Source organism: Phytoactinopolyspora limicola (assembly GCF_011320225.1).
Taxonomy (GTDB): domain Bacteria; phylum Actinomycetota; class Actinomycetes; order Jiangellales; family Jiangellaceae; genus Phytoactinopolyspora; species Phytoactinopolyspora limicola.
Window position 1 is genome coordinate 339,065 of record NZ_JAAOEN010000002.1, and the last position, 19,849, is coordinate 358,913.

Annotated in this window: 21 protein-coding genes and 1 pseudogene; 9 read left to right on the plus strand and 13 right to left on the minus strand. The window is 64.5% G+C overall.

Features of this window, described 5'->3' with window-relative positions; all coding sequences use genetic code 11:
* Positions 1-210: 210 nt before the first annotated feature.
* Together G8760_RS07210 and vapB are read right to left on the minus strand one after the other, a co-directional pair.
* Positions 211-630, minus strand: a complete 420-nt coding sequence (locus G8760_RS07210; protein WP_166348976.1) for a PIN domain nuclease — start codon at positions 628-630, stop codon at positions 211-213.
* Positions 621-842 carry a type II toxin-antitoxin system VapB family antitoxin gene (vapB, locus tag G8760_RS07215; RefSeq protein ID WP_166348979.1) on the minus strand — a complete coding sequence of 74 codons (222 nt, stop codon included), beginning with the start codon at positions 840-842 and terminating at the stop codon, positions 621-623. The genes G8760_RS07210 and vapB overlap by 10 nt, the downstream gene beginning before the upstream one ends.
* Positions 843-1,240: 398 nt before the next feature.
* Here vapB and G8760_RS07220 point away from each other — a divergent pair, with 398 nt between their 5' ends.
* The 3 genes from G8760_RS07220 to G8760_RS07230 all read left to right on the plus strand — a co-directional run bounded on the left by G8760_RS07220 (position 1,241) and on the right by G8760_RS07230 (position 3,743).
* Positions 1,241-1,609, plus strand: coding sequence for a hypothetical protein (locus G8760_RS07220; protein ID WP_166348982.1), 369 nt, complete (start codon positions 1,241-1,243; stop codon positions 1,607-1,609).
* Positions 1,610-1,770: 161 nt separating this feature from the next.
* Positions 1,771-2,334, plus strand: a complete 564-nt coding sequence (locus G8760_RS07225) for a histidine phosphatase family protein (protein ID WP_166348985.1) — start codon at positions 1,771-1,773, stop codon at positions 2,332-2,334.
* Positions 2,335-2,597: 263 nt separating this feature from the next.
* A complete protein-coding gene (locus G8760_RS07230) occupies positions 2,598-3,743 on the plus strand; it encodes a hypothetical protein (protein WP_166348988.1) in 1,146 nt (381 codons plus the stop codon).
* Between the two features lie 283 nt (positions 3,744-4,026).
* Here the strand turns inward: G8760_RS07230 and G8760_RS07235 are convergent, their stop codons facing one another.
* The 3 genes and pseudogenes from G8760_RS07235 to ychF form a co-directional block, all read right to left on the minus strand.
* Complete coding sequence (locus G8760_RS07235; RefSeq protein ID WP_246222466.1) at positions 4,027-5,583, minus strand: ATP-dependent nuclease; 1,557 nt, start codon at positions 5,581-5,583, stop codon at positions 4,027-4,029.
* 77 nt (positions 5,584-5,660) lie between these two features.
* A pseudogene (locus G8760_RS31075) lies at positions 5,661-5,798 on the minus strand (AAA family ATPase); the annotation flags it as partial.
* 80 nt (positions 5,799-5,878) lie between these two features.
* Positions 5,879-6,952: a redox-regulated ATPase YchF gene (gene ychF, locus G8760_RS07245; RefSeq protein ID WP_166348997.1), complete on the minus strand. Its 1,074-nt coding sequence runs from the start codon at positions 6,950-6,952 to the stop codon at positions 5,879-5,881.
* Positions 6,953-7,086: 134 nt separating this feature from the next.
* Here ychF and G8760_RS07250 point away from each other — a divergent pair, with 134 nt between their 5' ends.
* The 3 genes from G8760_RS07250 to G8760_RS07260 are packed head-to-tail and all read left to right on the plus strand — an operon-like array spanning position 7,087 to position 9,374.
* Entirely contained in the window at positions 7,087-8,574 is a 1,488-nt protein-coding gene (locus G8760_RS07250) for a DNA recombination protein RmuC (protein WP_207782110.1), read from the plus strand.
* Between the two features lie 20 nt (positions 8,575-8,594).
* The gene (locus G8760_RS07255) at positions 8,595-8,864 is read left to right on the plus strand and encodes a DUF5808 domain-containing protein (RefSeq protein WP_166349000.1); all 270 of its coding nucleotides are present in this window, start codon (positions 8,595-8,597) and stop codon (positions 8,862-8,864) included.
* A complete protein-coding gene (locus tag G8760_RS07260; RefSeq protein WP_166349003.1) occupies positions 8,865-9,374 on the plus strand; it encodes a DUF1707 SHOCT-like domain-containing protein in 510 nt (169 codons plus the stop codon).
* 30 nt (positions 9,375-9,404) lie between these two features.
* Here the strand turns inward: G8760_RS07260 and G8760_RS07265 are convergent, their stop codons facing one another.
* A complete protein-coding gene (locus G8760_RS07265; protein ID WP_166349006.1) occupies positions 9,405-10,376 on the minus strand; it encodes a 4-hydroxy-3-methylbut-2-enyl diphosphate reductase in 972 nt (323 codons plus the stop codon).
* 50 nt (positions 10,377-10,426) lie between these two features.
* On the opposite strand from G8760_RS07265, the gene xseA reads away from it, so the two are divergent.
* Both xseA and G8760_RS07275 read left to right on the plus strand, forming a co-directional pair.
* Positions 10,427-11,647, plus strand: a complete 1,221-nt coding sequence (gene xseA / locus G8760_RS07270; RefSeq protein WP_166349009.1) for an exodeoxyribonuclease VII large subunit — start codon at positions 10,427-10,429, stop codon at positions 11,645-11,647.
* 29 nt (positions 11,648-11,676) lie between these two features.
* Positions 11,677-11,946: an exodeoxyribonuclease VII small subunit gene (locus G8760_RS07275; protein ID WP_166349012.1), complete on the plus strand. Its 270-nt coding sequence runs from the start codon at positions 11,677-11,679 to the stop codon at positions 11,944-11,946.
* A gap of 43 nt (positions 11,947-11,989) precedes the next feature.
* On the opposite strand, the gene G8760_RS07280 is transcribed toward G8760_RS07275, so the two are convergent.
* The 7 genes from G8760_RS07280 to G8760_RS07310 all read right to left on the minus strand — a co-directional run bounded on the left by G8760_RS07280 (position 11,990) and on the right by G8760_RS07310 (position 18,917).
* On the minus strand, positions 11,990-12,514 hold the full coding sequence (locus G8760_RS07280) for a DUF4245 domain-containing protein (RefSeq protein WP_166349015.1): 525 nt from the start codon (positions 12,512-12,514) through the stop codon (positions 11,990-11,992).
* A gap of 638 nt (positions 12,515-13,152) precedes the next feature.
* Positions 13,153-13,842, minus strand: a complete 690-nt coding sequence (locus G8760_RS07285; protein WP_166349018.1) for a DUF1707 SHOCT-like domain-containing protein — start codon at positions 13,840-13,842, stop codon at positions 13,153-13,155.
* Complete coding sequence (locus G8760_RS07290; protein WP_166349021.1) at positions 13,839-14,465, minus strand: DUF1707 SHOCT-like domain-containing protein; 627 nt, start codon at positions 14,463-14,465, stop codon at positions 13,839-13,841. The genes G8760_RS07285 and G8760_RS07290 overlap by 4 nt, the downstream gene beginning before the upstream one ends.
* A 46-nt stretch (positions 14,466-14,511) precedes the next feature.
* Positions 14,512-15,810 carry an ABC transporter ATP-binding protein gene (locus G8760_RS07295; RefSeq protein WP_166349025.1) on the minus strand — a complete coding sequence of 433 codons (1,299 nt, stop codon included), beginning with the start codon at positions 15,808-15,810 and terminating at the stop codon, positions 14,512-14,514.
* Between the two features lie 20 nt (positions 15,811-15,830).
* Positions 15,831-16,676, minus strand: a complete 846-nt coding sequence (locus tag G8760_RS07300; protein WP_166349029.1) for a carbohydrate ABC transporter permease — start codon at positions 16,674-16,676, stop codon at positions 15,831-15,833.
* Position 16,677: 1 nt separating this feature from the next.
* The gene (locus G8760_RS07305) at positions 16,678-17,634 is read right to left on the minus strand and encodes a carbohydrate ABC transporter permease (protein ID WP_166349032.1); all 957 of its coding nucleotides are present in this window, start codon (positions 17,632-17,634) and stop codon (positions 16,678-16,680) included.
* On the minus strand, positions 17,631-18,917 hold the full coding sequence (locus G8760_RS07310; RefSeq protein WP_207782112.1) for an extracellular solute-binding protein: 1,287 nt from the start codon (positions 18,915-18,917) through the stop codon (positions 17,631-17,633). The genes G8760_RS07305 and G8760_RS07310 overlap by 4 nt, the downstream gene beginning before the upstream one ends.
* A gap of 231 nt (positions 18,918-19,148) precedes the next feature.
* On the opposite strand from G8760_RS07310, the gene G8760_RS07315 reads away from it, so the two are divergent.
* Complete coding sequence (locus G8760_RS07315; protein WP_207782113.1) at positions 19,149-19,844, plus strand: spermine/spermidine synthase domain-containing protein; 696 nt, start codon at positions 19,149-19,151, stop codon at positions 19,842-19,844.
* The last annotated feature ends 5 nt before the right edge of the window (positions 19,845-19,849 follow it).

Sequence of the window (19,849 nt, forward strand, 5' to 3'; positions counted from 1 at the left end):
TCACCTCCCCTGCTATCAACCATGATAGCGTCGCCCGCACGGACCGCACCAGAGGCTGTGGCGCTCCTCCAATACGGCACCGCCCCGACCACCTCCTGACGAGGCGACCGGGGCGGCGTGCGACTCCGGGGTCGCGGTGGCTCAGACGTTGAAGCGGAACTCGACCACGTGCCCACACTTAGGACAGTCTGACGCAGAGGCCTTGCGCGATCAGCGCAGCTCGAGCGTCTCCACCGGCTGTCCCGTGATGTCAGCGATCAGATCGAAGTCCTTATCCATAGCCAGTACCGTCAGCCCGACCTTCTCCGCTGTCGCAGCGATCAGCAGGTCTGGGATCGATGGAGCCCGGTGCTGACCACGGTCCGCGAGCAGCATCTGCACTTCCTCGGCCCGGTCCTCGATTGCCGGTGTGATCCGCTCGATAGGCATCAGGGCGAGCGGCGGCCGCCGAAAGCCTTCGCGCCCCTCAGCACCGGTCCGTACCGAGTACCCGAGCTCCAGGCGGGTGATCGTCGACATCCGGACGAGTCCACGATCGACCCTGGTACGCCAGCTCTCAGCATCAGACACCTGGTCGAACTGAAGGCGGACCAGAGCCGACTTGTCGATGAGCCAGTTCGTCACCGCCATGCGTCGGCCATGACATCAGGGTCAGCGAGATCGGCGAAAATCTCACCGGAACGCTTCCAGTCCTCCTCGGTCGTCTTCGTCACCGGCCGAGGAGCGTCACCCTCAAGCCGACGACGCAGGTATTCGTTTCGGGACAGCCCCAGTTCCTCAGCACTCCGGTCGATCCGGGCAACCGTCTCGTCACTGAGCCCACGAATCAGCACGTTCGTCATGGCAACCACCTCCACACATCGCTGACATCACGATATCACTCAAACGCCGGGCGGGCAGGAGTCACAGATTGACCATCTGCGCCGAGCCGCAACCACCTCATACGACCCACGAGCTGCGTCGCCAGCTTCAAGAGGCTGCCCACCCGGTGTCACTCAAGGGTGCGCACGGTGCCGCGTCCTGCGCAGCGGCGAGCGGGTCACGATGCAAGCACTTCAACCGCATCGGCGGACTCCGCCACAGGTCGTCGACCGAGCTTGCATCCGTCTATCCCGGGTAGGACGCCCTCGGTCACACATTGAACCGGAACTCCACCGAGTTCCGGCACCGACAACCTGTGGCTACAGCTATGGCGTGGAGCCCGCCCTCCCCGTCGCGCCGTCTCAGCTAGAGTCTCCCCATGCCGGCCTCCAAGAACGCCACCCTCACCGTCGCCGCCGATGGTGTCGGGGCGGTCTCTGCGAGCCTCGGAGGTTTCCTGACCATCGCACCGCTCACGGGTGGCCGACGACTCGGCCTTACGAACACCGATATCACACATCGACGCCTCCTAGGAGTGGCGGACCTAGTCCTCGGCATCGCGATCATTGCCGGCCGATCGTCACCTCGGCGGTGGCGTGCCGTGGCGGCACGAGCCCTGCTCCACCTGCTGTTCGCGCGCGAGTACTTGCGAAGCAATCGCCGACACAACGCCGTCGCGATGTACGTACTGTTCGTCATCGACGCGGGGATTGCCATCGGGCTCCGCCAAGAGCGTCGCTCCGCCTGAGCAGGCTGCAGGCGCTCGCCAACACCTGCAATCCACATTGAACGGGAATGCGACTACACGTTGAATCTAAACTCCACCGCATCGCGTCAGTGACAGGCATCTCGACGTACGATTCGAGCTCTTTCGGGCGTTCACACGAACTGCCTCGCTACCATGACCTGATGTCGACAATCATCCTGATCCGACATGCGCAGGCCGCGGGGCACGAGACGGCGGACCCGCCGTTGAGTGTCACGGGGCGACGACAGGCCTCTTGCCTGGCCGCGCGGCTCGGGAACTCCCGCGCTGATGCCATTCTGCACGGGCCCCGTCGCCGGGCGCATCAGACTGCCGAAGTATTGGGCAGTCGGCTCGGCTGTCCGGTGCAGCAGACAGGCCTTCTGGGTGACCGAACACCCCATCCCTCACCCGAGCGACTAGGTGACTACCCGCTACACCGCAGGGATTTCCTCCACGAGACGCCCGTCGAGGAGCGAGACATCAATGGTGCCGGCATCGCCGCCGCGTGGCGTCAGCTCACCGAGTTGAGCACGGATCAGGTGCTCATCGCCGTCACGCACGCGTTCGTCGTCGGTTCGTTCGTCGGTCACGCGCTCGGCGCTCCGGCCGCTGCCTGGCTGAGACTCCCGATCGCGAACGCGAGCATCACCGAACTCCAGTCGCGCCCGTATGGCGAGTGGGCAGTCGCGAGCGTGAGCGACACCGGCCATCTCTCACACCTCTGACGTTCCGCAGGTGAATTCTCCGGTGTCCCTGTGAAGCTGTGCCGGGAGTTCTTCCGTGCGGCCGAGACCGACTAGTTGTTGAACCGGAACTCCACCGAGTTCCGGCACAGAGCAACCTCTGCACTGAGAACCCGCGAAGGCCTGAGTCCCCCTCTCGACGCGCGCCCCATCGGACTCGGTCTGTCCACCCTGACGAGCCGGACGATCATCACACATCAATGGGCTTATACCGTACGACGCATACTCAAGGACGGTGAAGCACGGTGTCGCAGGGAAGTGAGCTCAGGGGATTCGAGAGGATTCTGACGACCGAGGTCCACGTATCCAATCTTCTCCAGGAGCTCACCGACCGCGATCCGACGCCGTGGGGCCGAGTCATCGGTATGGTCCCCGTCGCCGCTGACCGCGAACGCCCGTTCGCGAGGCTGAAGGGGAAGAATCCGGTACGAGGGTCCATTGACCTTCTGCTCACGTCTTCTGAAGGCGATCAGGTCGCGATCGAGGTCAAGGTCGCTCACCAATTCTCAGAGGACCAGCGTCAGCGCTATGAGGCCTCGAGCGACGGCAACCGAGTCCTACTCGGCATGGCCGCAGACAGCACGCTGGTCAACGGCTACCCTCGATGGAGTTTCCATTCCCTCGCCGATGTCTTCAACGCATGGTCGGGGTCTTGCGACGAGCATGCAGCGCTGCTTGCACGAATGGCGGCGCAGTCGATGCGGAGATGGGACAGCCTCGTCGGCTCCGTCTTCCGCCCGGCTACCGGAGCAGCCAAGCTCAGCGAACTCCAGGAGAATATTATGGCGATCCTCGTCTCCCGTCGGCTCAAGCACGATCTGAATGAGCACGGGTGGCTGTCCCTCGCCGGGGTCTCCTCCGGGTCGAGCGGACTCGCACTGGTCCAGGGGTTCGCGGCACTCAACGGCGACGAGGCCCGTTGCCTAGTCGCCGAAGCTCGCTGGGTTGAAGGGCTGCAACAGATCAACTTCCGGCTGGGCGTTGACTTCTCGGACTTGGGCGAAACCCGAGAGACGCGCTACGAATCGTGGGCTCTCGCGAAGAACATGGACACCGCTATCCGTATCGATGCCTTCGGTGTCCACCTCAGGCAGGTCCGGCCAGACCTCGGCGAGTTCATCACCTTCCGCGGTGGCGGCGGTCGGAGCGACCCGAACGACGAGATCTGGCTCCCGGTAGTCGAGCATGGTCTCAAAAATACGACTAGGAGATCCGTGAACCCGGGGTTCGTCGGTGACGGGGTCCTCCGGTTCGAGGCATCGGGCCAAATCCAGTCCAACCGGGTCGACGCCGTCGACGTCCGAGACCTGATCGACGAGGCACTCAAGTACCTCTGTTCAGCGTTGCCGGATGGATACTCGGCTCCCGACACGACCCGAGTCGGATCATGAACGCACGATTCGTCCTGGCGAAGCGAACGTCCTTAGAAAGGCTTGGTGGGCGGCGGCTCCCATCTCTGGCCGCATAGTCAACGACCATCACCCGACAGAAGTGCAAGCGGGACAAGACGTGCAATGCCGGTCGCCAGAGGTTAAAGCGCGAAACGAAATTCCACCGAGTTCCGGTACATACCAACCTGTGACGTACAGAGGACCGAAGCTCGAGCTCGTGTCAGCGGGAAGAATCAGAGCGGCGCGCGCTTGTGCGCGTCCACGATCTCGCTCAGCCACTTCGTCAGCGGCTTGATGGCGCGATGCTGGCCCGACGCCGAGCCGAGGTGTTGTCGCAGCAACCCGACGGAATGTGTGGTTTCGCCTTGCCGCACTTCTTGCGGTCGGAGTTCCATCCCTTCGCGCCGAGGTGGGCAGCCATCGCCTCGCGACCGGAGACACCCTTCGCGAACTCCTCCGCGGTCTCCTTGCTCACTTCCCCCGTCTCGTCAGGGCCGAGCATTCTCGCCAGCTTCTCCTGCCCGACCACGTCGAGGAGCATACCTTCGAGATCGGAACTCAGCACGAACGCATCCCAAGGCTGCAGCATCGTGTTGAGCTCCTCCTGGTGCTTGAGTGCATCCTTGAGGGTCGTCACCCGTCTGTCCGCCAGATCGCGCAGACTATTGAGGGAGAGCGTGGATGGCTTCGGATCCTTGCTCTTTAGAATCTCGACCAACGCACGCTTGCTGTCGCCGCTCTTATGGATGCCGTCCTTGTCAGTGAGCACATAGGCGCGGACGCCGAAGAGCTGAGCGAGCCGAAGCAGGTGCGAAATCGTTGTGATCCCGGACGCCTCGATGACGGCGATGCCGAGGGCATAGTGTCCACCCGGACCACCGGTGATGCTCTCCAGTAGGTAGTCGACGACGAGCTTGTCGCCGTGACCCTCGACCAGGATCACCGAGCTGGCAAATACGAGCTCGCTGTTGGTCGCGTCGCAGTAGCGAGTCAACCGCCCCTCTTCGTCAACAGCCAGTTCCGGCTTCCACGCCGAGTACGTCATGCCTTCCGGACTGAGGGGAAGTCGCGCGATCCTCGTGACCGAGAACGAGTCGACGAGCACCGGGCTGTGGGTCGTCACGAGCAGCTGGGCCTCCTCCGAGATGTCCTTCAGGATCTTGGCCATGGCTCGCTGCGTCTGCGGGTGGAGAAACGCCTCCGGCTCTTCGATGGCGAAGATGACGTTGGTGCCTGCCTGCCTGCTCTTCGACGAGACGTAGCGAAGGATTCCGAGCACCAGGGCGGACTGGAATCCGGTGCCGCGTTCGGCGATCGGGACCACGACGTCGTCGTGACTGGTGATCACGGCTTCTCTGAGCATTCCGCGCAGCGCGTGCTGGGGCGCAGGCAGGGCGGCTCCGAGAACCGGATCCTGGAACGGGAGTTCGGCCGCCACCGACTTCACTGGCTCGCTGAGGACCTCCCCCACGAGATTCTCGACAGGAGCCATCGCCTTGGCGAAGTCCTTCTGGAGCTGCGTAGAGCGGGAGTTACCCGAGCGGACTAGCACGCCTTCCAGGGTGTCGTGGAGCCGCGTCAACGACTGGTCTGCATCACCCTGGTCGGCACCGCTCACCCTGATGGAGGGGATCTTCACGAAGTCGAACGACTGGAGCGCCCACTCGTAGATCTCGCGAGATCGTACATCGGTGCCCCTCCACGTGCGGTAGCTGATCTTGCCCTTCCTCGAGCAGGTGATCTGGACCCAGAACGTCCCGTCGCGGCCGAGCGTGCCGTCCAGCTCGTCGGTCTCGGCTTCGGTGAGTCCACCGAAGTGGACCTTGATGCTCGACAGCATCCTGGGGCCGCCATCGACGTAGTAGTCAATTCAGCGGCTTCAGCCACCTGAAAATCGTCCGCGGTCGGGTCCGAGAAGAAGGTCTCGAGCACACGGATGAACGACGACTTGCCTGCGTTGTTCGGTCCTGCGATGAGTTGAAGGTCCGGGTCCACGTCAAGCGACAGCACCTCGAAGCCCAAAAGGCGCTTGATGTGGACTTGTTCGATGTGCATGACGTCAGCCTAGAAGGTGGAACACGTCCGGTGCGGCCGGCCGAAGTGCACGAAGCGATGAGTCATCGTCTCAGCCTTCGTCAGACGTTGAAGCGGAACTCGACCACGTCGCCGTCCTGCATGACGTAGTCCTTGCCCTCCACCCGGAGCACACCCTTGGCCTTGGCTTCGGCCATCGAACCGACGGCCACGAGGTCGTCGAAGGAGACCACTTCGGCCTTGATGAATCCCCGCTGGAAGTCGGTATGGATGACGCCGGCGGCCTCGGGCGCCGTCGCACCCTTGGGTATCGTCCAGGCGCGGGCTTCCTTCGGCCCAGCGGTTAGGTAGGTCTGCAAGCCGAGGGTGTCGAAGCCGACCCGGGCCAGCATGTCCAGGCCGGACTCCTCTTGTCCGATCGACTGGAGCAGTTCGAGAGCTTCGGCGTCGTCCAACTCCACCAGCTCTGATTCGATCTTCGCGTCGAGGAAGATCGCCTCGGCCGGCGCGACCAGCTCCTGCAGCTCTACGCGGAGCGCGTCGTTGGTGAGCTCGTCGTCGTCCATGTTGAACACGTAGAGGAAAGGTTTCGCGGTCAGCAAATGCAGCTCACGCAACGGCTCCATGTCGAGGCCGGCGGCGAACACCGTGCGGCCATCCTCCAGGACCGCCTTGGCCTGCTCGACGGCATCGACCGCGGCCTGCTTCTCCTTCGCCACCCGGGCCTCGCGGGCCAGCCGCGGCAGCGCCTTCTCGATGGTCTGCAGATCGGCCAGGATCAGCTCGGTCTCGATGATCTCGATGTCGTCCTTCGGTGAGATCCGACCGTCGACATGCACCACGTCGGGATCGTTGAAGACCCGGATGACCTGGCAGATGGCATCCGCCTCACGGATGTTGGCCAGGAACTGATTACCCAATCCCTGCCCTTCGGAGGCACCTTTGACGATGCCCGCGATGTCGACGAAATCCACCGTGGCTGGCAGCTGCCGCGCGGAGCCGAAGATCGTCGCCAACGTCTCGATCCGAGGATCCGGCACGCCGACGACGCCGACGTTGGGCTCGATCGTCGCGAAGGGGTAGTTGGCCGCCAAGATGTCGTTCTTGGTCAACGCGTTGAAAAGCGTGGATTTGCCGACGTTGGGTAGCCCGACGATGCCGATGGTGAGACTCACGATGCACAAGAGTACGTGCGGGTGCTGCCTGGCACGTAATCCGACGGTCCGCACACCGGCCGGGCGGCACGAACAGGGCGTGCGTTCGCCGCGTCTGCGCAACATTGTCTGTGCTATCCGGCAGAGTAAGGGCTATGGATGGAACCGCCGTTCTCGTCGCACTCCTCGCCCTGCTCGTCGGCTTGGCGCTCGGGGCGCTGCTGGTGCGCGCACGCACCGTCGGCACTACCGCCACGGTCGTCGCCGAACGGGACGCCGCGCGGACCGAACGAGACGCGGTACGCGCCGAGCGGGCCGCTCTCATGGCCAAGTACGACGACACCGCGCGCCAGCTCCAAACTGCGGAGGCTGCCCGGGCCAAGCTCGAATCCGAGCTCGCCCATGCCACGTCCGATGCCGAGCAGCGGCTGGAGTTCCTTCGCCAGCAGCAGGAGCGGCTGGGGCAGGAGTTCGAGCGGCTGGCGGCGGCGGCGCTGCGGCAGAATCGGGACGAGTTCCTGCAGCTCGCCCAGGAGCGGCTCAAGGGGTCCGAGGATCGGGTCAAGGTCGAGCTGGACCAGCGCCGTACCGCGGTCGAAGCTCTGGTGAAGCCGCTGAACGAGCAGCTGGGCAAGGTGAGCGAGCACGTCAGCACGTTGGAGCAGGCCCGTAGCAAGGCCTACGTGGAGCTGCGCACCCAGATCGAAGCGATGGGTAAGAGTTCGGAGCAGCTACGCACCGAGACCAAACAGCTGGTCACAGCGCTACGGGCGCCGCAGGTCCGAGGTCGCTGGGGTGAGCTCCAGCTGCGTCGGGTGGTCGAGGCCTCGGGCATGGTGGAACACGTCGACTTCACCGAGCAGGCCACCGCCGAAACCGCCGATGGTCGGTTGCGGCCGGATCTAGTGGTCACACTCGCCGGTGGCAAGAACGTCGTCGTGGATGCCAAGGTGTCGTTCAGTGGGTTTTTGGAGGCCGAGGAGGCGCGGGACGACACCACCCGCGCCGCACGGCTGGCCGCGCATGCCCGCCATGTCCGCGATCACATCGATTCCCTGGCCAACAAGGAGTATTGGGAGCAGTTCGCGCCGACACCGGAGTTCGTCGTGATGTTCGTGCCCTCGGAGGTGTTCCTCAGCGCCGCCATCGAGCAGGAGCCGACTCTCTACGAATACGCCTTCGAACGCAACGTCGTGCTGGCCACACCGGCCAACCTGGTCGCTCTCTTGCGCACGGTCGGCTACACATGGCGGCAGGATGCGCTAGCCAAGAACGCCCAGCAGGTGCTCAACCTCGCCCGCGAGCTCCATTCGCGGCTCGCCACCATGGGACGGCACATCTCCAAGCTCGGTCGCCAGCTCGACAGCGCCGTCAGCTCGTATAACAGCACGGTCAGTTCATTGGAGAGCCGGGTGCTGGTCAGCGCTCGAAAGATGGCGGACCTGAAGGTCGTCGACGATGAACTCGAGTCTCCGGCGCAGGTCGAGCGGGCCGCTAGGCAGGTTCAGGCCCCTGAGTTGGTCGCCGCCGTCGACGATGCACTCGTCGCCATTGAAGACATCGACAGCCGCTACGGCGTGGACGTCGACGGCAACGAGCAGTCCACGGACGACACCACGCTCCGAGATGGCACCGCCGGCTGAGCTTCGCCTAGAGTGCCAGCATGAGCAAGGCCAAGACCGTTGCCGGGCTGGTCGCTGCCGGACTGGTCACCGCAGTTGTCACCACCGAGCTACGCAAGCCGGCGGACGAGCGCACATGGGAAGGCGCACTGGGTGGGCTCATCCCGTATGACCTGCGCCCGCCTACCGCCAACCGGCTGCGCGAGCGGCTGTGGGCGCCAGACGACGAGCGCCTGTTCACCCCACATGTCTTCGGCATCGGATGGTCGGTGAACGTCGGGCGTCTAGCCAGACGTCTCGGGCTGGCGTAGGTGGCTGAGCCAGACCTACCCGAGCGCCGCGAACAGCGGGCCGCCGACCATGATCGTGACACAGTAGCCGAGGATCTACGCGAAGCGTTCGGTGAAGGGCGACTCACCGCTGAGGAGTACCGGCAACGATTGGACGCCGTCTGGCAGGCCCGCACCTACGGAGAGTTGGATCGCTTGACGGCTGATCTCCCCCCTCCGATCGAGCGGATCCAACGTCAACAGGCCGAGCGGCACGCGGCGGAAGAGGCTGAACGCAAACGCCGCGACCTGGCGGAGTACATCGGCGAGTGGCAGCACTGGCTGGGTGGCGCCGCCATCATGGTCGGCATCTGGGCGGTGATCAGCGTCGTCAGGGGTGAGCTGATCCACTTCTGGCCCGCGGTTCCCATCGGGATCTGGGCGATCGTGTTGATCGTCGCTGGCATCTTCGGCTCCAGCAGCAGCGACGATGAGGCCGAGGATGAAGGAGACGACGAGGAAGACGACGACGACTACCACTACCGGTGGTGAGCCGACTACCAATGTCGACCTACTGGGGCGTCACCCGTCGGTTTGGCCCTTGAGATCTTTGCGGAGCTCCCGGGGTAGCGAGAAGATCAGCGACTCCTCCGTCGTGCGGTGCTCGTCGACGGTGGGGAAGCCACGTTCGGCCAGCCAGTGCACCACACCACTCACCAGCTCTTCGGGCACCGAGGCGCCGCTGGTCAGCCCCACGGTGGTGACACCCTCCAGCCACGCCTCGTCGATCTCGGAAGCGTTGTCCACCCGGTAGGCGGCCGTGGCGCCGGCCTCCAGGGCTACCTCCACCAACCGCACCGAGTTGGACGAGTTGGCCGATCCCACCACCAGCACCAGCTCCGACTGGGCGGCGACTTCCTTGATGGCCACCTGGCGGTTCTGCGTGGCGTAGCAGATGTCGTCGCTCGGTGGACTCATGAGGTCGGGGAACCGCTCACGCAATCGGTTGACCGTCTCATACGTCTCATCCACCGACAAGGTGGTCTGCGACAACCACACCACCCGGGACGGGTCTCGGACGGCGACATCGGCGACGTCATCGGGACTCTGAACCAGTTGAATGTGCTCCGGCGCCTCGCCCGACGTACCTTCGACCTCTTCATGGCCCTCATGGCCGATGAGCACGATGTCGAGGTCTTCCTTGGCGAACCGTCGAGCCTCGTTGTGGACCTTGGTGACCAGCGGACAGGTAGCGTCGATGGTGCGCAGCCCACGTTCGGCCGCCTCGGCGTGCACCATGGGAGACACCCCGTGGGCCGAGAACACCACCAGCGCCCCCTCGGGTACTTCCTCCAGTTCCTCGACGAAGATGGCACCACGCTTCTCCAGCGTCTGCACCACGTGGAGGTTGTGCACAATCTGTTTGCGGACGTAAACCGGGGGCCCGTAGCGGTCGAGCGCCTTCTCGACGGTGACCACCGCGCGATCGACCCCAGCGCAGTACCCGCGGGGCGCGGCGAGCAGTACCCGTCCTTCAGCCGTCATGGCCTCCATCGTAGGTGCCTGACCCCGGCGCCGCCGAACGCCCGGTACGGTTGGCGACTATGGCGCTCGACACCTCACCGGAGAAACCCGCTCCGGTCCGGGTCATCACGCAGGCCATCGGCCAGTGGGTCAACCGGCTCGGTGCCGTCTGGGTGGAGGGCCAGGTGACACAACTCTCGCGCCGCCCGGGCACCCAGACCGCGTTCCTCACCCTGCGTGATCCGGCCGCCGAGGTGTCCCTCCAGGTCACCTGCCCGGTTCGGGTGCTCGACGGACTCGAGGCGCCACTCACCGAAGGCACCCGCATCGTCGTACACGCCAAACCTTCCTGGTACTTCACCCGCGGCACCCTATCGCTGGCCGCCGACGACATCCGCCCGGTCGGACTCGGGCAGCTGCTGGCCCGTCTAGAGCGGCTGCGCAAGATCTTGACCGCCGAGGGTCTGTTCGCCGCCGACCGTAAACGCCGGCTGCCGTTCCTGCCCCGGACCATCGGGCTCATCTGCGGCCGCGACTCCAAGGCCGAACACGACGTCCTAGAAAACGCCCGGCGACGCTGGCCCGGTGTGCGGTTCCGGGTGGAGAACGTCGCGGTGCAGGGCACGTCCGCGGCTGGCCAGGTGATGGAGGCGCTACGTGCGCTAGACCGCGATCCCGACGTCGACGTCGTCATCATCGCCCGCGGCGGCGGTTCGGTCGAAGACCTACTACCGTTCTCCGACGAGGCCGTCCTGCGGGCGGTGGCAGCCACGATCACCCCCGTGATCAGCGCCATCGGCCACGAGGGGGACAGCCCGCTGCTAGACCTCGTCGCCGACGTCCGGGCCTCCACCCCCACCGACGCCGCGAAGCGTGCCGTGCCCGACGTCCTCGACGAACTCACCCGGGTGACGCAGGCCAGGCAACGACTACGGGCACGGCTACGCCAGTGGATCGACCACGAGCAGGCCGGGCTGGACGCCACCACGTCGCGCCCGGCGCTCGCCGACGCCGCCCACAGCATCCGGATCCGCGCGGAGGACCTCGCCATGCTGCGCGAGCGGTCTCGTCGTAGCCTGCGGCACACCTTGGAGCGCGCCGCCGTCGACGTCGAGCACACCCGCGCCCGGATCCGCGCTCTGTCCCCCGCCGCCACACTGGAGCGCGGCTATGCCGTGGTTCAACATGTGACGGCCACCGACGGCGCGGTCATTCGCACCCCAGACGACGTCGCCGCCGGGGAGCGGCTACGTATCCACGTCGCTGGTGGTGCCTTCACCGCCACCGCGGACCAGGAGTAGCCGAGAGTGTCCTGATAGGTTGACGGGCTATGAGCGAGGCCAACGCCACCGAGCCAGCCGCGGCGCAACCGGCCGGTTCTGGCTCGACCACCGAGCCCACCTATGAACAGGCCCGCGACGAGCTCGTCCAGATCGTCGCGAAACTGGAGGCCGGCGGCACCACGCTGGAACAGTCGCTCACCTTATGGCAACGCGGCGAGGAGTTGGCAGCGTTGTGCGAGCGTTATCTCGAGGGGGCCCGCAGCAAGCTGGACGCCGTCACCAACACGAGTACCAACGACGCCCACGCCAATGGCTGACCCACATGAGCCGGCCGGACGAGTGATGCGTCCCCTGTGTTGATCACCGCAACCAGGTAACGAACTCTTCCAACATCGAGTAGGGTCCCGTTCCACGGACGATGGTGACGACATCGTCGGCAGTACGCACCAGGGCACGATCAGCGCCGCCGCGTTGGGCGAGCCGCTCCCACCGCTCCCCAGCCACGTCGACGTTTCCGTCCTCCTCGAAGTCTCCGAGTCGGTCACGGACGTACGCGGCGACCTCACCGTCAGCCTGCTCGAGGCCAACGAACTGCTCTCCGTCGATCAAGAAGCCAATCCGCCACTGGTGTCCGGCAGTATCCAGAGTGTGATGCACACTAGTGGCCCGCCACTCGGATGGCACCGACTCGGGCGCCTCGACGTGGTACGGGTACTGCTCCCGGACGACGGCGAGCACACCCTCGTAGTCCACTGGATCGGGCAGCGACCGCTCCGGCCGATTGATGGCGAAAAATCCAGCCACCAAGGCCAATAGTCCGACCAACACGGCCATGGCTCGCACCATGTCGCCGGTGCTCGCGTTGCCTCGTGCTCTCCCGGCCATATGGGTTATCTTCCCAGGCGCCCGATGGCCCGAACACGGCAGGTTCACTCCACCCCGTTGTGCACCTGATCTCCGTTTTGTCACCTGATCTTTTCCGTGGGAGCGATCAGGTGTGCTGAAGGCGGCAATGGCCGACCGTGGTGCATCTGATCTCGTCTCACAATGTGAGCGTAAAATGATCAGATGCATGAATCGGCTCACAGCGGCCACTTATGCATCTGATCGTCGGGCTCGAGGCGCAGTTGTGTCGAACGGCGCGCAGTTCTCCGTGGCTCCGGGCAGTTGGATGCGGCTCGAGTCGTCTCGTGCCCATTCAACTGAACCACCGCTGTGAGCTCGATCGATGTGCAACGCTGCCGATGGGTGTGTGACCGGAAGCAGCGGGCCGGGGACCGGCGGCGCCGTCATCGTGGCGGCGAAGGAAAGGCTTGCAGCTACCAGATGATTACCACCTGGCTGCCCCGACGATCAGATGCATGAATCGGCTCACAGCGGCCACTTATGCATCTGATCATTTTACGCTCACATTGTGAGACGAGATCAGATGCACCACGGTCGGCCATTGCCGCCTTCAGCACACCTGATCGCTCCCACGGAAAAGATCAGGTGACAAAACGGAGATCAGGTGCACAACGGGGTTAGCGGCGGCGACGCTTGGGGGCCCGTACCGTTACCTCGCCGAGCAGCATGAACCCACCGATGCGCAGGATCGGTGCCCCCGGAGTCACCGTGGTCTCCAGTTTCATCTTTCGGTCGCCCAGCACGTTGGTGATGGAGTCCATTCGGACATCGATGCCTTCGGGCACGATGATCGTCGCGCTCCCCAGGACCACTCCGAGCCGGATGTCCACCTCCGGCGCCCGGACGATGGCCTCGGTGAAGTCCAACTCCACACTGCCGAGGATGGAGGTGACGTCAACTCGCGCGGGCACCTCCCACCGACCGGAGCGCTTCTCCTCGCTGAGGATGGCGTTGATCTGTTCTTTCCGCACTGGTGCGCGGGAGTTGTCCGCCGGTGGTGATGGAGCCGCAGCCGATGGTGGGTGCGCCGAACGTCCAGCCCACTGGGGTTCCGTCGTGGCACCCGGGACCGGATATGGGCCTTGGGGCAGGTCGCGGGTGATCGGCTGCAGGTCTCCGTAGGTCCGCGCCTTGAACGCCGCGTCGAGACGTTCCTCCAACTCGGTCAGCGTCAACCGTCCTTCACCGGCGGCTTCCCGTAACGCTTCGGCGACCCGCTCCCGGTCGACGTCTGAGCAGCGCAGGTCTGCCGGGCTGTCGACATGCGGCACGTTCTCCGCTGGCCGGTCAGGGGTGTCGGGGCTCATGGCCGCTCCACCGGCGTGCGTTTGACCGCTACCCCACCGAAGACGGCTTTACCGCCGATCCGAACGACCGGGGCGCCCGGCGGTGGCTGATGAGTGCTGGCCTCGTCGGCAAATCCGCCGAAGACTCCGTTGCCCTCTACGACGACACGCACATCGGGTGGGACGATCACTACAGCACCGCCGAACACCGCTTTGATCTCGATGTCGACGTCGCGGCTCTCCAGCTGTGCATCGGTCAGGTCCAGTTCGGCACCACCGAAGACGGCCATGACCCGGTACTGGTTGGGCACCACCCAACGGCCCCGCCGCTGGGCTCCGCTGAACACGACCTTGGTGGAGCGGGCACCAGCGGTTCCGCCTACTCTCGGCTCACCGCTCACCTGCGCGACGTCTATATGCCGTGCGGGCGCTACGACCGGCCGGTGCTCCAGGACACCCGGCAGATCGTCGACGACGATCTCCAGATCGCCATATGTTTTGGCGGCATACAACGCCTCGATGCGGTCATCCAGCTCGCTCAGGGTCAACCGGCCTTCCGCGGCTGCTTCTCGCAGCCGCTCCGCCACCTGATCACGATCAGCGTCGGATGCGCGCAGCCCTCGTTGATCTCGGCTGTCACTCACACATGCGACCCTACAATGCCTAGGCCCCTCCCTGGGTAGGAGAAGATCACCCGCTTGCGGTACCTTCCCCGGCGCCTGCTTGTGGTGTCTGCGGGCGGCTGTCCTCGTCTGAGGCGCCGGCCTCGCTGCCCCGGTCGGCGGTGGATTGGCCAGACTGGCGGGCCGGGGCCTCGACACCCCGCGTCGGGCTGACGGTCAGGTTGTCACCGCTGGCTGGATCAAAGATATGTACGGTGCGGAGGTCGAGCCACAAGGGTGCGGCGCTACCTTCGGCGAGCCGACTGGTGGCGTCCAATGAGACCACCAACTGGGTACGCATCGCTTCGCTATCGAGCTCACGTTCCAGCTCAGCGAGCCGTTTGCGGATGTCGTCCGGGGCTTCGTAAGGAACGTAGGCATATTGTTCGTTGCCTAGCCATTCGATGACGTCCACATTCGCGTCGAACGTCATGCCGTGGTCTCGTACGGTGTCGGAGACGACGGCTGCGTCCTCGAACGCCTCTGGCCTCGCCCCCACGAGCACCATCTCCCGGCCGGACAGGTCAACTGATCGGGTCTGCGGTAGCCGCATCGGCCCGAACGGAGTTCTGAGTTCGCCGTCGGCGACCGCCGCCGGAATGAAATTCATCGGCGGCGACCCAATGAACCCGGCGACGAACAGGTTGACGGGCTCTTCGTACAGTGTGCGAGGCGAGGCTACCTGCTGGAGCACACCCTTGCGGAGAACTGCCACCCGGTCGCCGAGCGTCATGGCCTCGACTTGGTCATGGGTGACGTACACCGTGGTGATCCCGAGTCGCTTCTGGAGCCTGGAGATCTCCGTGCGCATCTGCCCACGGAGCTTAGCGTCGAGGTTGGACAGAGGCTCGTCGAAGAGGAACGCCTGGGCCTCCCGCACGATAGCCCGGCCCATCGCCACCCGCTGGCGCTGACCGCCGGAGAGATTGGCCGGCTTGCGGTCGAGGTGTTCGGTCAGTTCTAGCAGCGCGGCAGCCTTCTGTACACGTTCTTTCACCTGGGTGTCGGACACCTTGTGCAACCGCAGCGGGAAGGCGATGTTCTCGAACACCGTCAGGTGCGGGTACAGGGCGTAGTTCTGGAACACCATCGAGAGGTTGCGGTCTCGCGGCGCCTTCTCGTTGACTCGTTCGTCCCCGATGAGCATGTCACCGCTGGTGATGTCCTCAAGCCCGACGATCATCCGCAAGAGCGTCGACTTACCGCAGCCGGATGGACCGACCAGGATCATGAACTCACCGTCGGCGATGTCGAGGCTGACGTCGTTGACCGCTGGAAATCCGTCGCCGTACTGCTTGACGATGTTCTTCATTGTGATGGCAGCCATGGATATTTCTCCTAAACGAGTCAGCCCTTGACAGCACCCTGGGTGAGTCCAGAGACGATGCGCCGCTGGAACAGAAGGACGAGGATGACAACGGGAATGGTGACGATCACGGCTGCCGCCGCGATTCCCCCAGCCGGTTGCTCGAACTGCGAAGCACCGGTGAAGAAGGCCAGCGCCGCCGGCACCGGCCGCGCCGCCTCAGTCGAGGTCAGCGAGATGCCGTAGACGAAGTCGTTCCAGGCGATGAAGAACGAGATGATCGCCGTCGTGAATACACCCGGAGTAGCAAGTGGAACGATCACCCGGCGGAACGCCTGCCAGGTGGTGGCTCCGTCCACCTGGGCGGCCTGTTCGAGCTCCCAAGGAATCTGACGGAAGAACGCCGACAGGGTCCAGATGGAGATCGGCAAGGTCAGGGACAGGTAGGGGATGATCACGCCTGGCCAGGTGTCGTACAGGCCGATGTTGCGCCAGAGATTGAACAGCGGTGTGACGATGGAGATCACCGGGAAGATGGCGACCGCCAGAGCAGTGGTGAGGATCACCCTCTTGCCGGGAAAGTCCAGCCGCGCGATCGCATAGGCGCAGAAGGTAGACAACAGGACCGCGATGAACGTGGCGATCAGGCAGATGCCGATCGAGTTCCGCAGCGCCGAAAGGAAGAGATCCTGTGCGTCGCCAACCAGGATGTCCTCGTAATTGGACCAGACGAAGGTGGTCGGCAGGAACTGCTGATTGCTGAGATCAGCCGCGCTCTTGAACGACAACGACACGATCCAGGCCACCGGGAACAGTGCGTAGACAACAACCGCCGCCCCAACGATCCACCACAGCGCCACCTGCCGGCCGGTCTTCTGGTCGTTCATCTCAGCCCTCCCCTCTCGCGCTGGCCAGATTGACCTTGAACAGCTTGATGAAGGTGACGCTGATAAGGACTACGCACAAGAAGAGCAGGACGGACACCGCCGACCCCATGCCGATCTCCAGCCGGCTGATCGTCTGTCTATAGGCAAGGAACGACACCACTTCGGTGCCTTGTGCACCTTGCGTCATGATGAACACGTTGTCGAAGATGCGGAACGCGTCGAGCGTCCGGAACAGCAGGGCGACCATGATGGCCGCCTTCATGTTCGGGATCGTCACCTTGTACAGCCGCTGCCACCACGTGGCGCCGTCTACCTTGGCTGCCTCTTGTAGGTCTTCTGGCACCTGGGCCAGGCCGGCCAGCAAGAGGAGCGAGATGAAGGGGGTGGTCTTCCAGATCTCGGATGCGATGATCACCGTGACCGACGTACCGAAGCTTCCGAACCAGTCCAGGTCTTCGTTGATCCCCGGCAGCCAACCGAACCACTGGTTGATGAACCCGGTACCGCTACCGAATGCATAGAGCCAGGCGAAGGCGGAAACGACGGTGATGATGGCGTACGGAACCAGGATCGCGGTCCGCAGCAATGGCCGCAGGACCGTCAGCGCTCGATGCATCACCAAGGCCAAGGCGAACCCGAGCACGGCCTCGATGGCCACCGTGATGACCGTGATGAACACGGTGACTCCGACCGCCTGCCACCACACGCTGTCCGTCAGGATCACCGCGTAGTTGCCCAGCCCGTTGAACTCGCGTGCGTCCGGGTCGGTAAGCCGGTATTGGAACAACGACTCGTAGACCGCCTGCCCGATCGGGTAGGCGGTGACGAGCAGCATCACGGCGAAGGCGGGACCGGCGAGCCACCACCCGAGCCGACGCTCGGATCGGGCTCGGTCGCTGATCCGGGCCCGGCCCGCTCCTCGAGGCGACGTCTGTACGGGCTGCTCAGTGGTAGTCATAGCAGCCTCTCCCCTCGTAGCACGGCGACAATCAGATCCGTCGCGGTCTCAGGGGAGGATTCCGGCCGGACACTCCCTGGTGGATGCCACGTGTTCTGCAGCCCGGTAGAGACCTCGTTGTAGTAAGGCGTCTGCGGCCGCGGCGCAGCCGCCTCCAGCGAGTCTCGGATCACGTCGGCCATCGGGAACGTCGCCTGCACGTCCGGGTCTTCGTAGGCCGCGGTGTGCGCCGCCGGGTTGCCATCGTTCACGAAGTAGAACGCCTGATTCTCCGGCGAGACGAGGCATTGGACCGCCGCCAACGCTTCATCAAGGTGATCGGTATGGGTGCCGATGCCGATATTGATGCCGCCGTACGGGGGTCGAGCCGGCTGATCGGAACTCATCGCTGGGTACAGAGCCCAACCGATGTCGTCGAGCACCTCTTGGTCCACGTTGCCCTCGTCGACGGCGGCATTGGTAGCGGCCCAGACGAATGGCCAGTTGACCATAAACGAACCCCGGTCGCTCTGGAACTGGAACATCGAGAGGCCTTCGTCCTGATTCGAGAAACCGGGCCCACCCAGTCCCTCGCGGCCGATGGTGCTCATGATGTCCGCTGCCGCCCGGCCCGCGTCGGACTCGATACCGAGACGGATGTCCTCGACCGGCTCGTCCGGGTTCTCGATGATCTGCCCACCTGCCGACTCGACCAGCGCGTTGATCCACACCGTCAACGCCTCGGCCCGGACCCCTTGGGCGCCGATGTATTTGTCTTGGTCGCGGGCGGCATCGATGACGTCGTCCCAGGTGACCGGCTCGTTCTCCGGGTCGAGTCCAGCCGCCTCGGCAACCGACTTGCGGTACCACAGGATCTGGGTGTTGGCCCAGAACGGAATGGCGACGAGTTCGTCTTTCCAGGTGGCGCCGTCGATGGCACCTTGCACGACGTCTTCGGTGACCGCCGCTGCGACATCGTCGGGGATCTCGGCGAGAAAACCGGCCTCGGCGAACTCTGGGATGAACGGCGGATCCAGACTCATCAAATCGATGGAGCTGTCTTTGGCCGCTAGCCGCCTGGCGAGCTGTTCACGCTGGGCTGATGCCTCACGCGGTAACAAGGAGGTGACGACGCGGTACTGGCCGTCGGCCTCGTCGGTACACCGCGCGGCAATCGCAGCTTGTCCACCGTCGTCGGGGTTGATGTACCAGGTGAGTGTGGGTGGCCCGTCGTCGCTTCCACATGCGACGAGGGCGGTTGTCATGGCGATGACCGCGCCCACGGCGACGCTTCTTCGACCCACGCTTACCTCCCTGAAGCGATCTTCACGTCACTCCCGGGTTTAGCTGTGTCACCACGGCTCCGGGCGACGTGTGAGGCACATTACGCCACAGCCGAACGTTGGCCAAGCGTTTCGCGCAAGCAACATCACAGTGGTAGTCACGACACTCGACAACTCGTTGTGCTACGACCGGTTTCGTCCGCCGCGCTGCCCAGATGTCAAGCCTGAACCGACTCGGCATACGGTGGACTGGTGCACGAACTTCCCGAGGTCATCGCCCGTGGCGACGGAAACTCTGGAGAGGTCGTGCTGCGTCGCCGAATCGCGTCGTCCGGACTCGTCCACGAGCTCATCATCAACGGCACGTTCTTGATGGACACCGCCGAGACCTCCACTGAACAACTGCTCGCGGATGCGTTCCTCGAGCGTCACCCGGCACCTCGCCGGGTACTCGTCGGGGGCCTTGGGCTCGGCTTCACCCTGGCTTCACTATTGGCCGACGCACGTGTCGACCGGATCAACGTGGTGGAGATCGAACCACTACTGATCGATTGGATCAGGGCCGGCCTAGTACCTGGGACGGAGCACGTCGTTGCTGATCCACGTGTCGTGACCACAACGGGCGATATCAATGACGTCCTGCGGACGGCACCGCCCGCTGGCTTCGACGGCATCCTTCTTGATGTCGACAACGGTCCAGGATTCCTGGTCCGAGAGACGAACGCCGCCGTCTACGAGCCGCCGTCACTCGGAGCGGCAGCAGACGCGTTAGCCCCGGACGGGATACTGGCCATCTGGGCGGCCGCGCCTGCGCCCTACCTCGCTTCAGCCCTAGCCGACGTAGTTGGAGAGGTCACCGAGCTCGTCCGGTCGGTCCGCCGGGAGGGGCGACAGATCGAGTACTACGTCTATCTCGCCCGCCGCCGTGCCGGACGTCCAGCGCCCTAGCGACG

What these genes read in the sequence shown, in the direction of transcription:
- G8760_RS07225 (WP_166348985.1), top strand. Translation starts at nt 1,771, where the DNA reads ATGTCGACAATCATCCTGATCCGACATGCGCAGGCCGCGGGGCACGAG.
- G8760_RS07285 (WP_166349018.1), bottom strand. Translation starts at nt 13,842, where the DNA reads ATGAGCCCCGACACCCCTGACCGGCCAGCGGAGAACGTGCCGCATGTC.
- G8760_RS07275 (WP_166349012.1), top strand. Translation starts at nt 11,677, where the DNA reads ATGAGCGAGGCCAACGCCACCGAGCCAGCCGCGGCGCAACCGGCCGGT.
- G8760_RS07295 (WP_166349025.1), bottom strand. Translation starts at nt 15,810, where the DNA reads ATGGCTGCCATCACAATGAAGAACATCGTCAAGCAGTACGGCGACGGA.
- G8760_RS07280 (WP_166349015.1), bottom strand. Translation starts at nt 12,514, where the DNA reads ATGGCCGGGAGAGCACGAGGCAACGCGAGCACCGGCGACATGGTGCGA.
- xseA (WP_166349009.1), top strand. Translation starts at nt 10,427, where the DNA reads ATGGCGCTCGACACCTCACCGGAGAAACCCGCTCCGGTCCGGGTCATC.
- vapB (WP_166348979.1), bottom strand. Translation starts at nt 842, where the DNA reads ATGACGAACGTGCTGATTCGTGGGCTCAGTGACGAGACGGTTGCCCGG.
- G8760_RS07220 (WP_166348982.1), top strand. Translation starts at nt 1,241, where the DNA reads ATGCCGGCCTCCAAGAACGCCACCCTCACCGTCGCCGCCGATGGTGTC.
- G8760_RS07305 (WP_166349032.1), bottom strand. Translation starts at nt 17,634, where the DNA reads ATGACTACCACTGAGCAGCCCGTACAGACGTCGCCTCGAGGAGCGGGC.
- G8760_RS07250 (WP_207782110.1), top strand. Translation starts at nt 7,087, where the DNA reads ATGGATGGAACCGCCGTTCTCGTCGCACTCCTCGCCCTGCTCGTCGGC.
- G8760_RS07255 (WP_166349000.1), top strand. Translation starts at nt 8,595, where the DNA reads ATGAGCAAGGCCAAGACCGTTGCCGGGCTGGTCGCTGCCGGACTGGTC.
- G8760_RS07235 (WP_246222466.1), bottom strand. Translation starts at nt 5,583, where the DNA reads ATGCTGTCGAGCATCAAGGTCCACTTCGGTGGACTCACCGAAGCCGAG.
- G8760_RS07210 (WP_166348976.1), bottom strand. Translation starts at nt 630, where the DNA reads ATGGCGGTGACGAACTGGCTCATCGACAAGTCGGCTCTGGTCCGCCTT.
- G8760_RS07300 (WP_166349029.1), bottom strand. Translation starts at nt 16,676, where the DNA reads ATGAACGACCAGAAGACCGGCCGGCAGGTGGCGCTGTGGTGGATCGTT.
- G8760_RS07265 (WP_166349006.1), bottom strand. Translation starts at nt 10,376, where the DNA reads ATGGAGGCCATGACGGCTGAAGGACGGGTACTGCTCGCCGCGCCCCGC.